This is a genomic window from Paenibacillus sp. RC84 (genome assembly GCF_041260495.1).
Taxonomy (GTDB): domain Bacteria; phylum Bacillota; class Bacilli; order Paenibacillales; family NBRC-103111; genus Paenibacillus_F.
On record NZ_JBGBYL010000007.1, the window covers coordinates 58,026 to 76,357 of the forward strand.

Annotated in this window: 17 protein-coding genes; all 17 read left to right on the plus strand. The window is 50.4% G+C overall.

Going from position 1 to position 18,332, the window contains the following annotated elements:
• Positions 1-21 precede the first annotated feature (21 nt).
• The 17 genes from ABH899_RS16740 to ABH899_RS16820 all read left to right on the plus strand — a co-directional run bounded on the left by ABH899_RS16740 (position 22) and on the right by ABH899_RS16820 (position 18,136).
• The gene (locus ABH899_RS16740; protein WP_369998382.1) at positions 22-1,320 is read left to right on the plus strand and encodes an aminotransferase class III-fold pyridoxal phosphate-dependent enzyme; all 1,299 of its coding nucleotides are present in this window, start codon (positions 22-24) and stop codon (positions 1,318-1,320) included.
• A gap of 2 nt (positions 1,321-1,322) precedes the next feature.
• Positions 1,323-2,429, plus strand: a complete 1,107-nt coding sequence (locus ABH899_RS16745) for a 2-deoxy-scyllo-inosose synthase (RefSeq protein ID WP_218231100.1) — start codon at positions 1,323-1,325, stop codon at positions 2,427-2,429.
• Between the two features lie 2 nt (positions 2,430-2,431).
• On the plus strand, positions 2,432-3,259 hold the full coding sequence (locus ABH899_RS16750; protein ID WP_369998384.1) for a PIG-L deacetylase family protein: 828 nt from the start codon (positions 2,432-2,434) through the stop codon (positions 3,257-3,259).
• Positions 3,260-3,282: 23 nt separating this feature from the next.
• Entirely contained in the window at positions 3,283-4,332 is a 1,050-nt protein-coding gene (locus ABH899_RS16755) for a zinc-dependent alcohol dehydrogenase (RefSeq protein WP_369998386.1), read from the plus strand.
• Positions 4,333-4,343: 11 nt separating this feature from the next.
• Positions 4,344-5,042, plus strand: a complete 699-nt coding sequence (locus tag ABH899_RS16760) for an SDR family oxidoreductase (RefSeq protein ID WP_369998388.1) — start codon at positions 4,344-4,346, stop codon at positions 5,040-5,042.
• Between the two features lie 67 nt (positions 5,043-5,109).
• Entirely contained in the window at positions 5,110-5,529 is a 420-nt protein-coding gene (locus tag ABH899_RS16765; protein WP_369998391.1) for a gamma-glutamylcyclotransferase family protein, read from the plus strand.
• A complete protein-coding gene (locus ABH899_RS16770; RefSeq protein WP_369998394.1) occupies positions 5,510-6,418 on the plus strand; it encodes a BtrH N-terminal domain-containing protein in 909 nt (302 codons plus the stop codon). The genes ABH899_RS16765 and ABH899_RS16770 overlap by 20 nt, the downstream gene beginning before the upstream one ends.
• Before the next feature lie 68 nt (positions 6,419-6,486).
• Positions 6,487-6,750, plus strand: coding sequence for an acyl carrier protein (locus tag ABH899_RS16775; protein ID WP_009676518.1), 264 nt, complete (start codon positions 6,487-6,489; stop codon positions 6,748-6,750).
• Positions 6,747-8,006: an ATP-grasp domain-containing protein gene (locus tag ABH899_RS16780; protein WP_369998396.1), complete on the plus strand. Its 1,260-nt coding sequence runs from the start codon at positions 6,747-6,749 to the stop codon at positions 8,004-8,006. The genes ABH899_RS16775 and ABH899_RS16780 overlap by 4 nt, the downstream gene beginning before the upstream one ends.
• Before the next feature lie 27 nt (positions 8,007-8,033).
• Positions 8,034-9,320, plus strand: coding sequence for a type III PLP-dependent enzyme (locus tag ABH899_RS16785; protein WP_369998399.1), 1,287 nt, complete (start codon positions 8,034-8,036; stop codon positions 9,318-9,320).
• 27 nt (positions 9,321-9,347) lie between these two features.
• The gene (locus ABH899_RS16790) at positions 9,348-10,373 is read left to right on the plus strand and encodes an LLM class flavin-dependent oxidoreductase (RefSeq protein WP_369998402.1); all 1,026 of its coding nucleotides are present in this window, start codon (positions 9,348-9,350) and stop codon (positions 10,371-10,373) included.
• Positions 10,374-10,411: 38 nt separating this feature from the next.
• A complete protein-coding gene (locus ABH899_RS16795) occupies positions 10,412-11,053 on the plus strand; it encodes a histidine phosphatase family protein (RefSeq protein WP_009676453.1) in 642 nt (213 codons plus the stop codon).
• A 16-nt stretch (positions 11,054-11,069) separates the two neighbouring features.
• The gene (locus tag ABH899_RS16800; protein ID WP_369998406.1) at positions 11,070-11,318 is read left to right on the plus strand and encodes a DUF6137 domain-containing protein; all 249 of its coding nucleotides are present in this window, start codon (positions 11,070-11,072) and stop codon (positions 11,316-11,318) included.
• A gap of 37 nt (positions 11,319-11,355) precedes the next feature.
• Positions 11,356-12,870: a GMC oxidoreductase gene (locus ABH899_RS16805; RefSeq protein WP_369998408.1), complete on the plus strand. Its 1,515-nt coding sequence runs from the start codon at positions 11,356-11,358 to the stop codon at positions 12,868-12,870.
• 54 nt (positions 12,871-12,924) lie between these two features.
• Entirely contained in the window at positions 12,925-14,673 is a 1,749-nt protein-coding gene (locus ABH899_RS16810; RefSeq protein WP_369999028.1) for an ABC transporter ATP-binding protein, read from the plus strand.
• Between the two features lie 14 nt (positions 14,674-14,687).
• Positions 14,688-16,709 carry an ABC transporter ATP-binding protein gene (locus ABH899_RS16815; RefSeq protein WP_369998411.1) on the plus strand — a complete coding sequence of 674 codons (2,022 nt, stop codon included), beginning with the start codon at positions 14,688-14,690 and terminating at the stop codon, positions 16,707-16,709.
• Between the two features lie 158 nt (positions 16,710-16,867).
• On the plus strand, positions 16,868-18,136 hold the full coding sequence (locus ABH899_RS16820) for an MDR family MFS transporter (RefSeq protein ID WP_369998414.1): 1,269 nt from the start codon (positions 16,868-16,870) through the stop codon (positions 18,134-18,136).
• Positions 18,137-18,332 lie beyond the last annotated feature (196 nt).

Below are 18,332 nucleotides of genomic sequence, written 5' to 3' on the forward strand. Positions count from 1 at the left end.
GACTAAGGAGTGAGCGTTGAAATGAAACAGGATTTGGTTGAAAATTCGGAAAAGCTGCTAGCTGTACTCGGTACTCATATCGATTCGCCGGTCGATCCTTTCCGCAATGAAAGAGTAATGTTTTCAAGGGGAAGCGGGGCTTACTTATTCGATTACAACGGGGGCAATTATATCGACCTGATGAACGGGAAGGGCTCGATTATATTGGGGCATAACGATCCTCACCTCAACGCCGCTTTACGGAATTTTCTGGAGCAGGACCGGGAAATAGTGACGGGTCCGTCCAAACCGATCATCGAGCTGGCCGAACGGATTAAGAAAGACAGTGCTTTGCCGGATGCGAAAGTGTCGTTCTACGCGACCGGCACCGCCGCCTGCAGAGCGGCCGTGTATGCCGCACGCGATTACAGCGGCAAGAAAATCGTCCTCAGCTCCGGGTATCACGGCTGGGATCCCATGTGGAGGCAGCAGGGGGCCCTTCTGGAACCGAATGAGGATGGGGTGATCGAGTTTTACTTTATCCCCGAGCTATTGGAACGCGCCTTGACGGAACACAAGGATCAAGTCGCCCTGGTTCTGTTCTCGCCGGACTATACGTATTTATCGGCGTCGACGATAGAGAGAATCCTTGCCATATGCCGGGCACACGGAGTCCTGGTTTGCTGCGACGATGTGAAACAAGGCTACCGGCACCGTCAAGGATCATCGCTCGAGATGGTGACGGCCGAGAAGGCCGATATGTACGTCTTCTCCAAAGGGTTGTCGAACGGACACCGGATTTCATGCCTGGTGAGTACGGACGAAATTATGGCGGAGACCAAGGAACACACGTATACGTCCTATTACCAAATGCTGCCGATTCTGTCGTCCCTGGAAACGCTGAAAAAAATGGAAACCGGTAAAGGCTACGATTTGATACGTTTCTACGGCCATGCCTTGACCGGGAACTTAAAGGAGCTGTTCGCTCAGTCGGCTTTGCCTATCGAAGTCAACGGAAGTTCCATTTTTCAGCTGGTATTCGGAGACGAAAAACTGGAAGAAGCGTTTTACCGGGAAGCCTTTAATCAGGGACTCATTCTATTCGAGGGGGATAATCAGTCGCTTTCCCTATGCATGGACAAAGACGTCCAAGTGGACCTGATTCGCAGGTTTGCGAACGTAACCGATGTCTTATCGGAGCAATTTAAACACCTGAGAGGAAAAGAGGTTACGACCGAGCAAACGTTCAGGACCGCTTGGAACATGATTGACGGGGCATCGGATTTGCTCCCCTATGAGAAACAGCTCAAACTTCTCGATAATTTGATCGGTGGAGGTTAAACATGACGACTACTCAAATTTGTTTTGCGGACCGGTGTTTTAACTTTTCATTCGGCGAACAAGTTCTGGAATCTATTGAATCCTATATTCCCCGGGATGAATTCGATCAATATATCGTGATTTCGGACTCGGGGGTACCGGACTCTATTGTTCATCATGCCGCCGAGTACTTCGGCAAACTCGCCCCTGTACATATTCTTCGCTTCCAGGGCGGAGAAGAATACAAAACCCTCTCAACCGTGACCAATTTGCAAGAGCAGGCAATTGCTCTGGGAGCCAACCGCAGAACCGCTATCGTAGCGGTTGGCGGAGGGTTAACCGGGAACGTGGCCGGAGTGGCGGCCGGTATGATGTTTCGCGGGATTGCGCTTATTCACGTCCCGACCACGTTTTTGGCGGCCTCCGATTCGGTTCTTTCGATTAAGCAGGCTGTTAATTTAACGAGCGGAAAGAACCTGGTCGGCTTTTATTATCCGCCCCGCTTCGTGTTCGCCGATACCCGAATCTTGTCGGAGTCGCCGCCCCGTCAGGTGAAAGCGGGAATGTGCGAGCTGGTAAAAAATATGCTCATCCTGGAAAACGATAACAAAGAATTTACAGAGGATGACTTAAATTCAGCCAACGTGTATTCTCCGAAGCAGTTGGAGACGTTTATTAACTTCTGCATATCGGCCAAAATGTCGGTATTAAGCGAAGATATTTACGAGAAAAAGAAGGGGCTGATCTTTGAATACGGACATACGATCGGTCATGCGATCGAGCTTGCCGAGCAGGGAGGAATCACGCACGGAGAAGCCATTGCAGTGGGCATGATTTACGCCGCTAAAATAGCGAACCGGATGAACCTGATGTCCGAGCATGACGTGTCCGCACATTACTGGCTTTTAAATAAAATAGGGGCTTTGCAGGATATTCCGCTCAAATCGGACCCGGATTCGATCTTCCATTATTTAATCCACGATAACAAGAGAGGCTACATTAAGCTGGATGAGGATAACTTGGGCATGATTTTACTTAGCGGAGTAGGAAAACCGGCGGTGTATAACCAATCCCTGCTTACCCCTGTCAGAAAAACGCTCATAAAAGAAGTGATCCGGGAAGGGCTGTAAGGATGAAGCAGGATAAGCGTGCTTTTATGTTTATCTCGCCTCACTTCGATGATGTCATTTTGTCGTGTGCCTCGACTTTAATGGAACTGGTGAATCAGGGGCACACCTGCAAGGTGCTGACCGTATTCGGGGGCTGCCCGTCGGTTCGCTTTCAGCCCGGCGAGATTGCCAGACAGTATGCGGCCGAGGATTTGGGACTGTTCGAGGATGAAATAGAGGGCGACCACTTGTCCATACTCGTGGCGCGCCGCCTCCAGGAGGATCAGCAGGCATTCCGGCATCTTGCCGGTGTACAGGTTGAAGTACTGTCCTTTCCGGATGCCATCTACAGGGAAAATAAGGGGCAGCCTTATTACCGGACGGAGGAAGACTTATTCGGCATTCCCGACAAACAGGACGAAGACATTTTCCTGCCTAAAATCGAAAAATATTTGCAGTCCTGCGATCTTGCCCGGAAATTCACCTGGGTATTTCCCGCCATCTCCAAACATGTCGATCACCAGCTGCTGACCAAAGCCGGATTGAGGCTGATGTCGCAAGGGTATCCGGTGCTCTTCTATTCCGAATTTCCGTACTGGCAGCAGTACAATGAGTTTTTACAGGACGGATGGAGTCAGTTGGAATTGAGGAACAGCGTCTACACGCCGGTAAAAAGAGCCGCTGTATTGGAATACAAAACGCAGCTGCTCGGATTGTTCGGCGAAGAGGCGGAAACGAAAATCAATAACGGCGAAATCCTTAGCGAAGCCGAGCTATTTTGGATACAAGAAACGGATACTCAGGTTTGGCGGGTATTCCGGGCAATAAGTTCCGAACCGCTTCAAACCTGACACAAAGAAAAGGAGTGCTTTCCATGGAAATTTTAACGTACACGGGTCCAAGTCGATTAATCGTGGAAACGGCAGAAGAATTGCCGTTAAAAAGCGGCGAATGCCGGATACAGTCCCTCTATTCGGGAATCAGTCACGGAACGGAAATGGGAGCTTACAGAGGAATCGCTCCCTATTTCACAAGAGATATGGATTCCGAAACCCGGTTGTTCGAGGACCTGGCCGAAGAGCACAAAGTTAAATATCCGATCCGGAGCTGCGAGGACGACGCCTGGTTTATCGGGTATTCGAACGTAGGGAAAATTATTGAAGTCGGAGCCGATGTCGAAGGATTTTCGGTCGGAGATATCGTTTTTTCCCACGGCAGGCATCAAACGATCGTGTGCAAGCATCACAAAAAGATTTTTAAACTTCCCCAAAAGCTGGAGCCTGAGCTCGGCATCTTCTACACAAACCTGATGACGGCTTATAACGCTGTATTGGACACGAGAATGAAAATCGGGGACGTTGTCGTCGTATCGGGACTCGGTGTAGTCGGGCAATTAATCGCTCAATTAGCCAAACTGTCCGGCGCCACAGTCGTCGGAGTGGACCCGCTTGAGAACAGACTGAACATCGCCAGGGAAGTTGAAATCGACCATGTGTTTAATCCGAATCGGACGGATGTCGCCAAGGAAATCAGAGAGATTACGAATAACCGGGGTGCCGATGCCGTCTTTGAAGTATCCGGTCATTCAACGGCTTTGAATCAGGCGATTCGCATAGCGGCGCCGGACACGGTAATTACAGCCGTAGGCTGGTATCAGGGCGGGCAATCGGTGCTGAATCTTTCCGAAGAATTTCACCAGAACCGGATTACGATCCGCGCTTCGCAAACCCTCGGGATCGATCCTTCCATCAGCCATATGTATAACGATGCGAGAAGAAGGAATATCGGGAAAGATCTGCTGCTCAAGCTGAAGCTCCGTAACCTGATCAGCCACCGGATTCCGTTCGGCGATGCGCCGAAAGCCTACGAAATGATCGATAAACATCCGCATGAAGTTCTGCAGGTCGTTCTGACCTACTCTTAAGGGGGAAGCCCATGATCGTTTTCATAACCGGCGCGAACCGCGGGCTGGGACTTAGTCTTTGTGAGGTTTTTCTGGAACGGGGACATCACGTTCTTGCCGGAGTGAGAAACATGAACAGAGCCGAGCGGCTGCTCCCGTTAAAAACCAAATACAAGGAAGAACTGAGCATCATTCCCGTGGATGTAAGCAGCCAGGATTCAATCCGGCAGGCTTATTCCCTGATTACCGCCGTGACGCCAAAGCTTGACGCGATTATCAATAATGCGGCCCGTGAAGGCATACGATGCAAAAAGATCCAGGAAGTGGACATCGCGGATTTCGAAGAAACGTGGAAAACGAACGTTTTGGGTCCGATGGCCATTATCAAATACCTCAAGCCTATGATGGAAAGCAGCGCGGTCAAAAGCATTCTTAATATCAGCTCCGAGGCCGGAAGCATTTCTGAACTTCCTTTGAAAACATACGGTTATTGTATCTCCAAAGCGGCTCTTAATATGTTTACCCGTATGCTGGAGAGAGAACTGAAGCCGGAGAACTTTAAGGTCCTTGCGGTTCACCCCGGCTGGATGAAAACCGAAATGGGGGGAGAAGACGCCCCTTACGAACCCGCTGAAATCGCCCGGCATTTGTACGAACGCCTCACGGAATCACTTGGGAATGAGGTTGATTTTAACATCGTCGATCATCTTGGAAACCGCATGCCCCTGTAAGGGAGTTCAAGACGATGATTAGCTGGACGAAAGCTTTTACCAAAGCCGTTTAAAGGGGAGAATTTTCATGCCCAAATTATTTGTCTACGGGACCCTGCGTGAGGGAGAAAACAATCACAAGTATATGAAAGAAGCCACCCTGCTTTCACGAAAGGCCAGCATAGCCGGTTCCTTGGTTGATACCGGCAACGGTTACCCCGGCTTATTGCTGGACAATCAGCTGGTGGCGGGCGAGTGGTATGAAGTTTCGGAAGAAACGCTGAAACGGATAGATGAGCTGGAAGAGTATTTCGGTCCCGGGGATACAAGGAACTTATTTGACCGAATCGAATGCCAAGTAAACGAGAGCGGCGGAACACATCTGGGTTGGACGTACGTTTACAACCGGGACGATTACCTGCAAACAAGGTTTTCCGACTGGAAACAATACCGGTTGCAGCATGCATCCGGAATAGAGGAGAAGCAAGATGTGCCTCACTCGTTATGACGAGAAATTTTTCGATTGCAGAAAATCGCAGATAATCGCGTACTTGGACTCAAACCGGGTCCCCGTCATCCCTCTATTTTATAACAGTTATCAAAGTACAGCGGAAATTTACCGCCAGATCTTTATCGAAAAAAAGAGCAAGTGGAAGTATTCGGAGCCTTCTTTTTCCGACGATGATTTACTAAGAAAAGGAATTGTGCCTGTTCGGACTTCTTTTCCCGACTTCAGCCAGGCTTCGGATTGTTTAAAGGATTTGCTGGCCCGGCATAAACTCGTTTTCGTATGGGGGGACGAGTATTATCTGCCTTACCGGAAGGAAGCCTTCCATGCCATTCATTCCACTCATTCGCTTGTCGTCACGGGCTATGACGGTGAGAAAAAGGCGTACTACGTGGAAGATTGGGACGGGCTTTACGGATATTTGCCGGCTGCGCATTTGGAAGCGGCTTTCGACAGTCTGTCCGGGCAGATGAGGACATTGTTGGTTCTGGAACTTAACGACGAGGAAATACGGGAAAACAAACAAGAAGATCTGGCCTTGTTCCGGCAGTGGCTGCAAGCCTTCGAGGACGACTATATCTTCTATGACCGGGTGCTGCTCGATATGCGTGATTACGAGGAAAACCGGCTGATCTCGATGGATCACGGTCTACGTTTAATCGCCGCATCCCGGCATGCTTTCTCCAAGTTTCTTCATTATATAGAGGATGCCCCTGAGGAAGTCGGTCTGCTTATCCGCAATCATCAACTCGCTAACCATATCGCGACCATCGTCAGGCGGTACATGATCGCGGGGCAGATCGACTGGGACGGCGCAGCTTGCAAGATTCAGCAATTAAGAGAGCAAGAGGACGACTTTATGCGAAAGCTAAAGAGCCGTTACGGCTAGTTACGGCACCAAAAGCGGATAAACCGCTGTGCGGAAACCGTCATCCAATACAGAAGGAGTTGAATGCGATGTCTTTAGAAACTCAGGAAAATGTTCGGACCGCTCAAATTGTATCCTGTGTGAATGAAATTCTACAGACGAAGGAATCCATTACCCCGGAAACCGATTTGTTTCTGCTTGGGTTGGACTCGGTAACCGCCGTTAATCTGATCGTCAGTTTGGAAAGCCAATTCGGTATCACGTTCAACGACGACGAACTGATCGTAGAAAATTTTTCAACGGTGCGGAAAATTACGGAACATGTGACGGATAAACTTGAGGGTACCTTATGAAGTTCACTCATCCGCTGGATTATTATCGTCTGAACGGCAAACAAATCCTGTGGTACATGAATATCGGCGAAGACCAGGACAGCCAGGCGTCTAATTACTTTCCCTCCGTCAAGGATCCTCAATCCGAGAAGATTGTCGTGCAGCAGGAGCATCAGCTTCTCTTTCTGGCGAGGCCGCAGGACACGGTGTTTTTTCATACGATGCCGGAGCAAGCCTTTCTCGATTATTGGAAAGAGCGCCGCCTCTCCTTGCCGTCGATAATTTGTCGCGACGAACTTTCGCAAGTGCCTGACCTGGCGGGTTATACGGTTATCCCGTTCATCGTTTCGGATCACCTGCTTGAGCTGAAGCGGCGGTATCCGCACTTGGATATCCTTGCGCCGGATTTGTCGGTCTGCCGGGAAATCAATCATAAGTTCAACACGAGAAGACTTATGGAGCGGAACGGGTTCAACGTCACAACCGGTTATTTCTGCAGCGATATCGAGAGCTTGGAGCATGCCTACGATCAGCTCATTTCCGCCGGCTTTTCCAAGTGCGTGTTAAAAGTTCCATACGGTTCGTCGGGTAAAGGTCTCAAAGTCATCGACAACGAACGGAACTTCCGTTTTTTGCTGAATTATATTCGAAACCGCCAGACAAACGTCGACCTGCTCCTGGAAGGCTGGCATCCCCACCGTCTCAGCCTGACGTCTCAGCTTTTCATTTCCGAACATGAAGTCCATCTTCTGGCCGTCACCGAGCAAATCGTAGACCCGAACGGTGTCTACAAAGGAACGAATTTCACGCCTGCCTTATCGCAATCGGAAGCGGCCGATTATCGCGAAGAAATTTTGCGGGCAGGAGAACTGATACGGCAGATGGGGTATACCGGCGTGCTTGGGATCGATTCGATCATCGATACGAACGGAGAACTGATTCCGGTTATCGAGATTAATGCCAGGCTCACTCAGGTCACCTATATTCTTCCTTTGGTTATCGAACAGAAGAAGCGTTATGAGTTTGTCGAAAGCAGGGTGCTGGTGTTTAATTCCAGGGCGGATCTGAATTTTGAAGATTACGTAAACGATCTCTCGGAAGTGACCCGCGATTTACCGGTCGAAATCGATCTATACAATTTCTGCAAGGCTTCGGGAGCCTTTAAAAACACCTATAAGCTCTTTGTGTTAGTCTCTGCCCACAATTCCGAAGAGTTGAAAAAGGTCCGAAGCCTGCTTGACGAGCTGAACACGAAAATGACAACGGCTGTTCATTAAGTCATGAAGAAGGAAGGAGACTTGCGGATGAACCTGGATCAAGCTGAAATCACGGCCTTAACGAAAAGGTTTGAGACTCCTTTTTATTTGTATGACGGCGATTTTATCGAAGCGCATTACCGGCAATTAAGAAGCCGGACGAACCCCGCGATTCAGTTTTATTTGTCCCTAAAGGCGAATAACAATATTCATCTGGCCAAGTTGTTCCGGCAGTGGGGGCTTGGCGTCGAGGTTGCATCCGCCGGAGAACTCGCTTTAGCACGGCATGCCGGATTTTCAGCCGAAAACATCATTTTCTCGGGACCGGGGAAGAAGCGAAGCGAGCTGGAGATGGCCGTTAAAAGCGGGATTTACTGCATCATCGCGGAATCCGTCGAAGAACTCTTTTACATAGAAGAACTGGCTGAAAAAGAAAACAAAACGGCCCGCGTCGCGATCCGGATCAACCCCGACAAAAGCTTCGGCAGCACGGCCATTAAAATGGGCGGGGTACCCCGACAGTTCGGGATGGACGAATCCATGCTGGATGCCGTAATTGATGCCATCCGGTCTCTTCAATTCACCAAATTTATCGGGATACACGTCTATACGGGAACCCAGAATCTGAATACCGACAGCATTATCGAGTCAATGAAATATACCGTAGATCTAGGCAGAAGCCTGTATGAACGATACGGAATCGTCTGTGAATTTATTAATCTTGGCGGAGGGTTCGGAGTCCCGTATTTTTCACACGAAAAGGCGCTGGATATCGGCAGAATTACTCAAACGATCAGTGATTACGTTCAAGAGGCCAGAGATTCCTTGTTCCCTCAAACGACCTTTATTATCGAAAGCGGAAGATACTTATTGGCTCAAGCGGCCGTGTATGTAACCGAGGTGCTTTACCGTAAAACGTCCAAGGGAGAGACTTTTGTGATCGTAGACGGGGGAATGCACCACCATGCGGCCTCCACTTTCCGGGGAAGAAGTATGCGGAGCAATTACCCTATGGAATGTATTCCCGTTAGGGAAGACTCCGGCCGTCGCGAACTCGAAAAAGTCACCATTGCCGGTCCTCTCTGTACGCCCGAGGATTGTGTGGGGAAGGATGTCCATGTGCCGGCCTTGTATCCGGGCGACCTCGTGTGTGTGTTGAACTCGGGCGCCTACGGACTGAGCTTCAGCCCGGTTCATTTTCTGGGGCATCCGACCCCCATTGAAATTCTCAAACGGAACGGTTCATACGAGCTGATCAGACGGAAAGGAACGGCGGATGATATAGTCGCGACCCAGTTGCAGACCGAATCGAATCTCCTCTTTGTGGACAAATAGAAAGCCCAATATACGAAAAGCAGGGGGATGATTGCATTGGATACGATTCAGTATTATTGCCAAATTCCAGGCGTCAACCATTATGCGGCCAAAAAAGAATTCATGGAAAACTCCGTCAAAATCGCTCAACTGTCCGATGCTTACGGCATAGTCGGGTCCCTGTCGTTTTTTAACCATTCCGTATTGGACCCTTGGGCCGTCAGCTCGGTTATTATGCAGCATACGGAACGTCATGTTCCTCTAATTGCGCTTCAGCCCTATATGTATCCTCCCTATACGGCGGCCAAATTAATTCAGAGCTTCACTTATTTGTACAACCGGCGGATTGACTTGAATATGATCACCGGCGCCGTTACCGGCGAACTCCAGCAAACCGGGGGCTATATCGACCATTCGTCCCGCTACAAGAAACTGTACGAATATGTTCAGGTGCTCCGTCTGCTCCTGGAATCCGATTCTGCCGTTTCGTTCAAAGGCGATTATTATGAGCTGAATAATTTGGAGTTCAAGCCTTCGCTGCCGGACAAACAGCTTTTCCCGCGCATATTTATGTCCGGTTCTTCCGAGGAAGGGCTTGAAACGGGTTTGAAAGCGGCGGATTTCGTCGTTACTCATCCGGGACCGCTGGAACATTTTAAACGCCATTTTAGCGAAAAGGTGCAGGGATCGCCTGTTCAAAGCGCCATAAGAATCGAGATCATTGCCAGAGAATCGGCGGAGGAAGCATGGAAGGTCGCTCATACCCGTTATCCCGGCAACCGGCAGGGGTCGATCCAGCTCCGGATGAAAAAAAATTCGGAATCAAGCTGGCAGCGGACGCTGGCCGAACTGGCTTTAGCGAGTGAGACGTACGATGAAGTCTTCTGGATGGGCGGGTACATGAACGGCGGAATTTACAGTCCCGTGTTAGTCGGGGATTACGAACAAGTGGCCGCTTATTTGAATGAGTATTATAAACTCGGCGTAAAAGCCGTGTTACTGGGTTCCATGTACAGCGAGGAGGATTTTATTCATTTCAGCCGGGTGAAGGAAGGAATTTGGAATCCGGTCTAGGGTACCGCAGCGAACAATCCGACGGAAGGAGAGATAGCATGCGATTGATTTTAATCCGTCATGCGCAGGCCCACTGCAATATTCTGGAGGACGACGCTCTTATGGACGCTTACGATCCTCATTGCGAGCTGACGGAAGCGGGGATCGGCCAGGCTGTGAAGCTCCGGGATGAATACCCGGTTTCTCTGACGCCGTCGGTCATTTATTCCAGCCCTTTGAAAAGGGCGAGGGAAACGGCGGCCATTTTCCAAGGGCGGTTTCCGGCCGTGCCTTTCATCGAAGACGAGCGTTTGAGCGAGCTGAAAGCTCCGGAGTCTTTTATCCCGCCGATTACGCAGGGGCAGTGGGATCTGTATCTGGAGCAGCGGATCCGGTCGCCTCATTTGGAGATCGTAAAGGGCTTGGAGTCGCTTGACGTACAGCGGGAACGGATCGAGCGGTTCTATAAGGATCTGTTTCGGAAGTATGCCGAAGAAGCGTGCAACATCGTCATTTTTACCCACGCTTTCAGCATCCAGCTGTCCATCCTGTTTTTTCTAGGACTCGGGAACGAACAGCTCCTGCAATGGCAAATCAAAGCAAGCAATACGGCGATGCACATCATTCATTACGATCCGACTAGCAGCAGTTTTCTCCTGGAGAGTCTGAACAACCGTTCACATCTCCAAACAACCGGATAAGAGAGGGCGAGACGGGATGGATAACAAAGAACGGAACTGTTTGTATCAAGTGATCTATGCGATTTCCGGTGTGACCGGCGAGGATGGGGACGAGCTTGTGGAAACGTTTAAACAGGGACCGATGGAAGTGGATAAGCGGGATTTCTTTGAAATTATACAGCGGGTTGAATCCCTTTTTGACTGCACGCTGGATATGAATTTGGAAGGTCCTTATTTGATACATGCCGATGAGATCGTGACTAAGATTACTAAGCTAAACGTTTAGTCCCGGCAATTGAAAAAATCAAGTGGGGGGAATCACCTTGACCAAGCAATTCGATGTATGTGTGATCGGCAGCGGAGCCGGCGGCTCCGTTGTCAGCAAGTATTTGGCCGAGAAAGGCCTGGAAGTCGTTATCGTGGAACAAGGCGAACTCATTGAACCGGGAACGAATATAGATTCGGTCATGAGCCATGCGGAGAAAGCCTACGCGAGAGAGTCGGACGGAACCTGGGGGGATAACGGATACCCCTGGTCTGCCAGTGCGGTAGGCGGCGGAACGATTTTTTATGCCGGTATCTCGTTCCGGTACAAAGACGTCGACTTCGATGCGAGGGAATACGTGGCACCCGATGCTCTGGACCCCCAGTGGCCCATCCGGTATTCGGATTTGGACCCCTACTACAACAAGATTGAACAGTGGCTTGGGGTGTCCGGGGATTTGAATGCCGATCCGTTCAAAAACAGGGCCGGTACCGGTTCGCTCCGAACGGCCCATTCCTACAGCCAGCAGGGAGCCCTGATCGACCAGGCGGGCAAAGAGCTCGGCCTGCATCCGTTTCCGACTCCGCTGGCGGTTAACACAACGGATCATAACGGATATCCGGGCTGCGACAACTTAACCAGCTGCACGGATTACGCGTGCCCGATCGGCGCCAAAGCGGACAGTTTTACGCGTATTCTGAAGCCCGTGTTGAAGCTGGAGCATGTGACGCTGATGAAAAATACGAAGGCTCTGGCGTTCCATCAGACGGACCCGTCCGTAATCGACTCCTTGGAATGCCTGGACTTGGGTACGAAAGAAAGGTTCCACATCAGAGCGAAACAATTCGTTCTCGCCGGAAACGCCATCCAAAGCGCCGCGCTCGTACTGCGTTCAACGAACAAATGGTGGCCGGAGGGAGTAGGGAACAAATCCGGTCTGGTCGGCTCGGGATTAAGCTTCAAGAACAGCGAATACGTATCCGGCTGGGTGGACAATCATCCCTACGAGCAGTTGAACGAACCGCTCAAAGGGCTGTATTCCACCGTTTCGATTACGGATTATTATCAAGATCCGCACTGTCATTCCGGTCTGGGCGGGCTGATCTACGAAGCGAACCCGTGGACCTATTACGGTCATGAAGGCAGCGGCATGTATGTTCAATTGGAATGTATCATAGCGGACCAGCCTATGGTGACCAATAAAGTCCGGTTATCGAACGATAAAGAAGCCACGGGGGTTCCCAAAATTGTCCTTGATTATCAGACACATGAATGGGACAAGCGCCGGCTGAGCTTTATGATCGAGAGGGCCGGAGAAATTTTGACGGCCATGGGAGCCAAGCAGGTACAATGCAACCCTTCCTATTACTATTTGGGGAGCGCTCATTTGCACGGAACTTGCAGGGCAGGCACGGATGAGCTGACTTCCGTTGTCGATAAGTTCGGCCGGTTCCATACGATCGACAATTTGTTTGCGGCGGACGGGTCCTTCATGCCTTTTGCGGGCGGCGTTAATCCGACCTTGACGATCCAGGCCAACGCTTTACGAATAGCCGAAAATATGAGGGTCTGATTACGCGCGATACCTGTGTAAGACGGGAAATCCGGAAGCAGGGAAGTGATCGTTATCGTTTCTGTTTTAGTAAGGCTCGGCTGGTTTTTTAAAGAGCATAAAATCCGGTATACGCTGGCGGTACTCATCCTGGTCCTCGTAAACGGGGTCGAAATGCTGCCGCCGCTGCTGCTGGGCTCCGCTCTTGACCATATCCAGCAAAACACGCTGACCCCGGCGAGTCTGGCGCAGTATATCGGATTTATTCTCGGACTCTCCGTCGTCATCTATACCCTGAATTACGCTTGGATGTTTCAATTGCACGGCGGAGCGAACCGTCTGCAGCTAAAGATGCGTTCCCGCTTAATGAGCCATCTGCTGAAGATGACACCGCCCTTTTTCGAAAAGTACCGGACCGGAGATCTCATGGCCCGGGCGACCAATGATATCAAATCCATCGGAGAAACGTCGGGTTCCGGCATTCTAACCTTGGTCGATTCCTGTTTGTTTTCGGTGACGATCTTGATTACGATGGGCTTGTTTATCGACTGGAATTTAATGCTGGTCACCATCTTGCCGCTTCCGCTTATCGCGGCGGTCATTACCTTTTTCGGAAAATACCTTCACCGCCGTTTTACGATCGCCCAGGATGCTTTCGGCGCGCTTAACGATCAAGTGCTGGAGACCATTACCGGTATTCGCGTTGTTAGAGCTTATGTGCGGGAAGAGGCGAATCAGAAAAATTTTGAAACCATGGCGGAAGATCTGTTCCGGAAAAATATCGCCATCGCGCGGGTCGAAGCTTTATTCGAGCCCACCATCCGCATGTTAATCGGGATCAGTTATTTGATCGGTCTCGGATACGGGACCTATCTGGTTTTTCAGCAGCGCATTTCACTGGGCGAACTCATCACGTTCAACGTCTATTTGGGCATGCTGATCTGGCCCATGTACGCGATCGGTGAACTGATTAATATTATGCAGCGGGGGAGCGCTTCCTTGGACCGTTTGGATGAGATCATGACCTATCCGCCCGACGTACGGGATGGGGAAGATCTTGAGGAGGACATCGCGCTGCCGCATACCCTGCAATTCCACCGCGTAAGCTTCCGCTATCCGTCTTCCCAAACCGATAACCTGAAAGACATCACGCTGCATATTAACCGCGGACAGACCATCGGTATCGTGGGCCGGACAGGAAGCGGCAAGACTACCCTGTTAAGGCAGCTGCTCAGGGAGTATCCGGCAGACAGGGGCGAAATCACCGTTTCGGGCATCCCGCTGGAACGCATTCGGCTTGAAGCCTGGAATCAATGGATCGGTTATGTCCCGCAGGAGCAGCTGCTATTTTCGAAAACCGTCAAAGAAAATGTTCGATTCGGCAAGGAGAACTCGACCGACCAGGAAGTGTTCCGAGCTCTGGAGCTGGCTTCCTTTATGCAGGATATTCATACGCTTCCGGACGGGATCGATACACTGGTAGGGGAAAGAGGGGTGTCCTTGTCGGGCGGACAGAAGCAAAGAATCGCTTTTGCGCGGGCGATCATTTCCGAACCCGAAATGATGCTGCTGGATGACGCTTTATCCGCTGTCGACGCTAAAACGGAGGCGAGCATAATCGCGAACCTTATTGCGGAGCGAAAGGGGCGTACGACGCTCATTTCGACGCACCGGTTATCCGCCGTAGAACATTCCGATTTCATCGTCGTAATGGATCAGGGCCGAATCATCCAATGCGGCACGCATGTACAATTGATTGCCTGCCACGGTTGGTATAAAGAACAATACGAGTCACAAAAATTGCAAATGAACTTGTTAAAGTGAGCGTGGAAAATCCTATGAATGTAGGAAAGAAACTGTTCAAGTATGTTCTTTACTACAAGAAATCGTTTATCGGGGCGCTTTGTCTTCTCTTGCTGATGGTAGCGGCGGAATTGTCCGGACCGCTTATCGCCAAACGGTTAATCGACCAACATATTCTGGGGATTGAAAAACCTTGGTACGAAACACGGGAACCCGGGGAAAATGCCGTGCCTTATAAAGGGAAGTATTATAAAAGAGGCGATTATTTTCACGAGCAGGAAGAGAAGGGACAAGAGGTCCGCATTCTTCAGGTGCAGCGGCAGTTCGTATTTGTTCCCGAAGCCGTGAAGGTGGACGGTGAACGCCTTGTACAAGGGGAACAACTCATCATCAAGCGAAATGCGGAAACCGGGACTTATCCGGCCGATATTCTCTCCACGCGCGACTTGTTTCTCTTTTATGAACCGGAATTGGGGAAAATCGTCCACTTGATCCTTCTTTATTTCGGATTCGTAGGGGCAGCCAGCTTGCTCGAATACGGTCAAACGTATGCCTTGCAAGTCTCTTCCAACCGTGTCATTCAAAAAATGCGGGTAGATGTTCTAAAGCAAATCCACCGGATTCCCATTCCGTACTTCGACCGAATACCGGCCGGCCGGATCGTATCTTGCGTAACCAACGATACCGAAGCCGTGAAAGAATTGTTTGTTACCGTATTGAGAAATTTTTTTACCGGAGCCGTCTACATCACCGGAATCTTGACGGCCCTCTTTATACTGGACGTCAGGCTCGCGCTTATTTGCACGCTTATCATTCCTGCCCTTGCGGGCTGGATTTACCTTTATCAGAAATTTGCATCCAAGTACAGCCAAACCATCCGCTCCACATTGAGCGATATCAACGGGTTGATCAACGAAACCATTCAATGTATGCCTGTCATTCGCGCGTTCTCCCGGCAGCGCACCGTGCGGCAGGAATTTGAGGATAAAAATGTACGTTACTTTACGTATTCCAATAAACTGCTTACCTTAAAAGCGCTCACCTCCAATAATCTGGTTACGGTTCTCAGAAGTCTCGCTCTCGCCGCAATCATCTGGTATTTCGGCGGCACCGGTTTGAGCCATCAATCGGTTTTTACCTTTGGCATGATTTATGCCTTTGTGGAATATGTGGAACGCTTATTCCAGCCTCTGGTGGGAATGGTGAATCAACTGGCTCAGCTGAATCATTCCCTCGTTTCGGCCGAACGGGTTTTCAGGCTGATGGAAGAGGAAGGCTCGGATGTTGAAGACGAGGAAACGCCGAGAATGAAAGGGAACGTAAAATTCGAGAACGTTTGCTTTGCCTATTCGGACGATCATTACGTTCTCCGAGATATTTCTTTCGAGGCAAAGCAGGGACAGACGATCGCATTCGTCGGGCATACGGGATCGGGGAAAAGTTCCATCATGAACGTACTGCTGAGATTTTACGAGCTGCAAAAGGGAACCGTTACGATTGACGGGCACAATATCCAGACCCTCTCCAGGCAGCAAGTAAGGAAACAGATCGGCATCGTTCTACAGGAACCTTTCTTGTTCACAGGCACCATTGCCAGCAATATCAGTTTGGATAATCCGGCCATCAGCCGTGAGTTGATCGAGGATTCGCTAAGAGCGGTCGGAGCCCAGCGCGTGCTTCAACATTTGTCCAATGGATTGGACGAACCCGTGATTGAAAAAGGAAGCACCTTATCGGTCGGGCAGAAGCAGTTGATTTCGTTTGCAAGGGCGCTCGCCTACAACACGCCTGTCCTTATCCTGGATGAGGCAACGTCCAACATCGATACGGAGACCGAAGGGATGATCCAATCGGCACTGGAAGTGTTGAAGAAAGGAAGAACTACGTTTGTCATTGCCCACCGGTTGTCTACCATCCACCATGCGGATCTCATTCTAGTGATGGACCGGGGCCAAATCGCGGAACGCGGCAATCACGACGAATTGATGCGGCAGCGGGGCATCTACTACCAGATGTATCAATTGCAAATGCGTGATAGGGCGAACGTTCCCGTTTAATCCAAGAAAGCAGTCGACCGCATCGTGCGGACACTGCTTTTTTGCTTTTTAAGCAAACCGACGTGGATTAGAAAATCCTGTGGAAATAAGGGTTGTAAAAATTGCCTGTTCATGGTAATTTAGCTCCTATCCAGTAAGAATCGGGAGGATTATTTCACATGAATTGGCTCAAATGGGATCTGAATCTAAAAATCAGATTAACAGGCGATACCGTGTTCAATCTGCTTTTTTGGATGTATTTCCCTTTCATCACCTTGTTTTTCAGCGAAGCGTTCGGCAAATCCGTTGCCAGCGTGCTGATGGCTGTACCGCCTATATTCAGCCTGGCTGGCGGCTTGTTCGGCGGTTTTCTGTCGGACCGCCTGGGCAGGAGGCCGGCCATGCTGCTGGGCGCGTTTATGCAAGCTTCGATGTTTGCCGTGTTTGCGTTATCTTCCTCCCACTGGCTGGACTATTTCGCTTACATCGGCATCGGGCTCGGGGGAGCCATCTATAATCCGGCCAGTTCGGCCATGGTGGCGGATGTGACACCGCCCAAAGACAGGCGGATGGTCTATGCCACTTTTGTGACCGGAAGGAACATCGGGGCCGTGTTCGGACCCGCGCTCGGTTCGGTCTTCTTTTTCCAGTACCGGCAAGAGCTGCTCTGGACCTGCACCGCTGTCACGCTGCTGTATTCGCTGGCCATCCTGCTGATGATCAAGGAGACGCTGCCGGCGGCGGCCGGAGCAGCCCGGCAAAGCATGAGGCTGTCCGGAATTTTGAAGGAGCAGGTGAGCAGCTACGGCGTCATTTTCCGGGATAAACTATTTGCTCTCTACATCGCCGCAGGCGTTCTGGTTACGATCGCCTTTATGCAGCTCGATATGTACCTGGCGGTGTACGTGACCGAATACGTACCGGCGCAGAAGCTGCTGACCATCCGGGATTGGAGCTTTTCCCTCAGCAGTTCGCAGGCATTCGGTTTGATCCTCGGCCTGAACGGCCTGCTGTTCGTCCTGTGTGTGATGCCGGTAACGAAATGGTTTGAGACATGGCCGGAACGCAACGTCCTTATCCTGTCTTCGCTGCTGTTCGGAGCGGGAATGTTTATGTTCGGGTTCACGACACAAATAGGGCTGCTACTGATTTTCACGGTTATTTTCACGATTGGAGAGCTGTCACGCAGCCCGGTTACGGAAAGCTTCATCAGCAAATATGCGCCGGACCATGCCAGAGGCCGGTATATGGGGGCATCGGGTCTTCAGTTTTCGATCGGCAGGCTGATTGCGCCCGTTACGGTTTTGTTCTCGGGCTGGTTTCCTCCGCTAGTGGTGTTCGGATTTATTTTTTTGGTTACCATCTTCAGTTCTCTCCTTTATATACGCCTGTTTAAAATGCTCCCTGCCAGCTACTACGACCACCAGCGGGAAGCGGATGCCATCTGACTAAGAAACGATTGGGGGTAAAACAAACTTGAAAGAAAGCCGGAGAGGCTTTCTTTTTTTGTTGCGGAGATGCGAACGGTATGAAGTAAAAATAATTTCTTTTTTTGGGAGGGCTGTCGATTTTGTCGTTTGTTCTTCGTCGTCTTAATAGAAGGCGGCCGATGAAGCATTCATTCGGGACGATCCGAACCAGAGA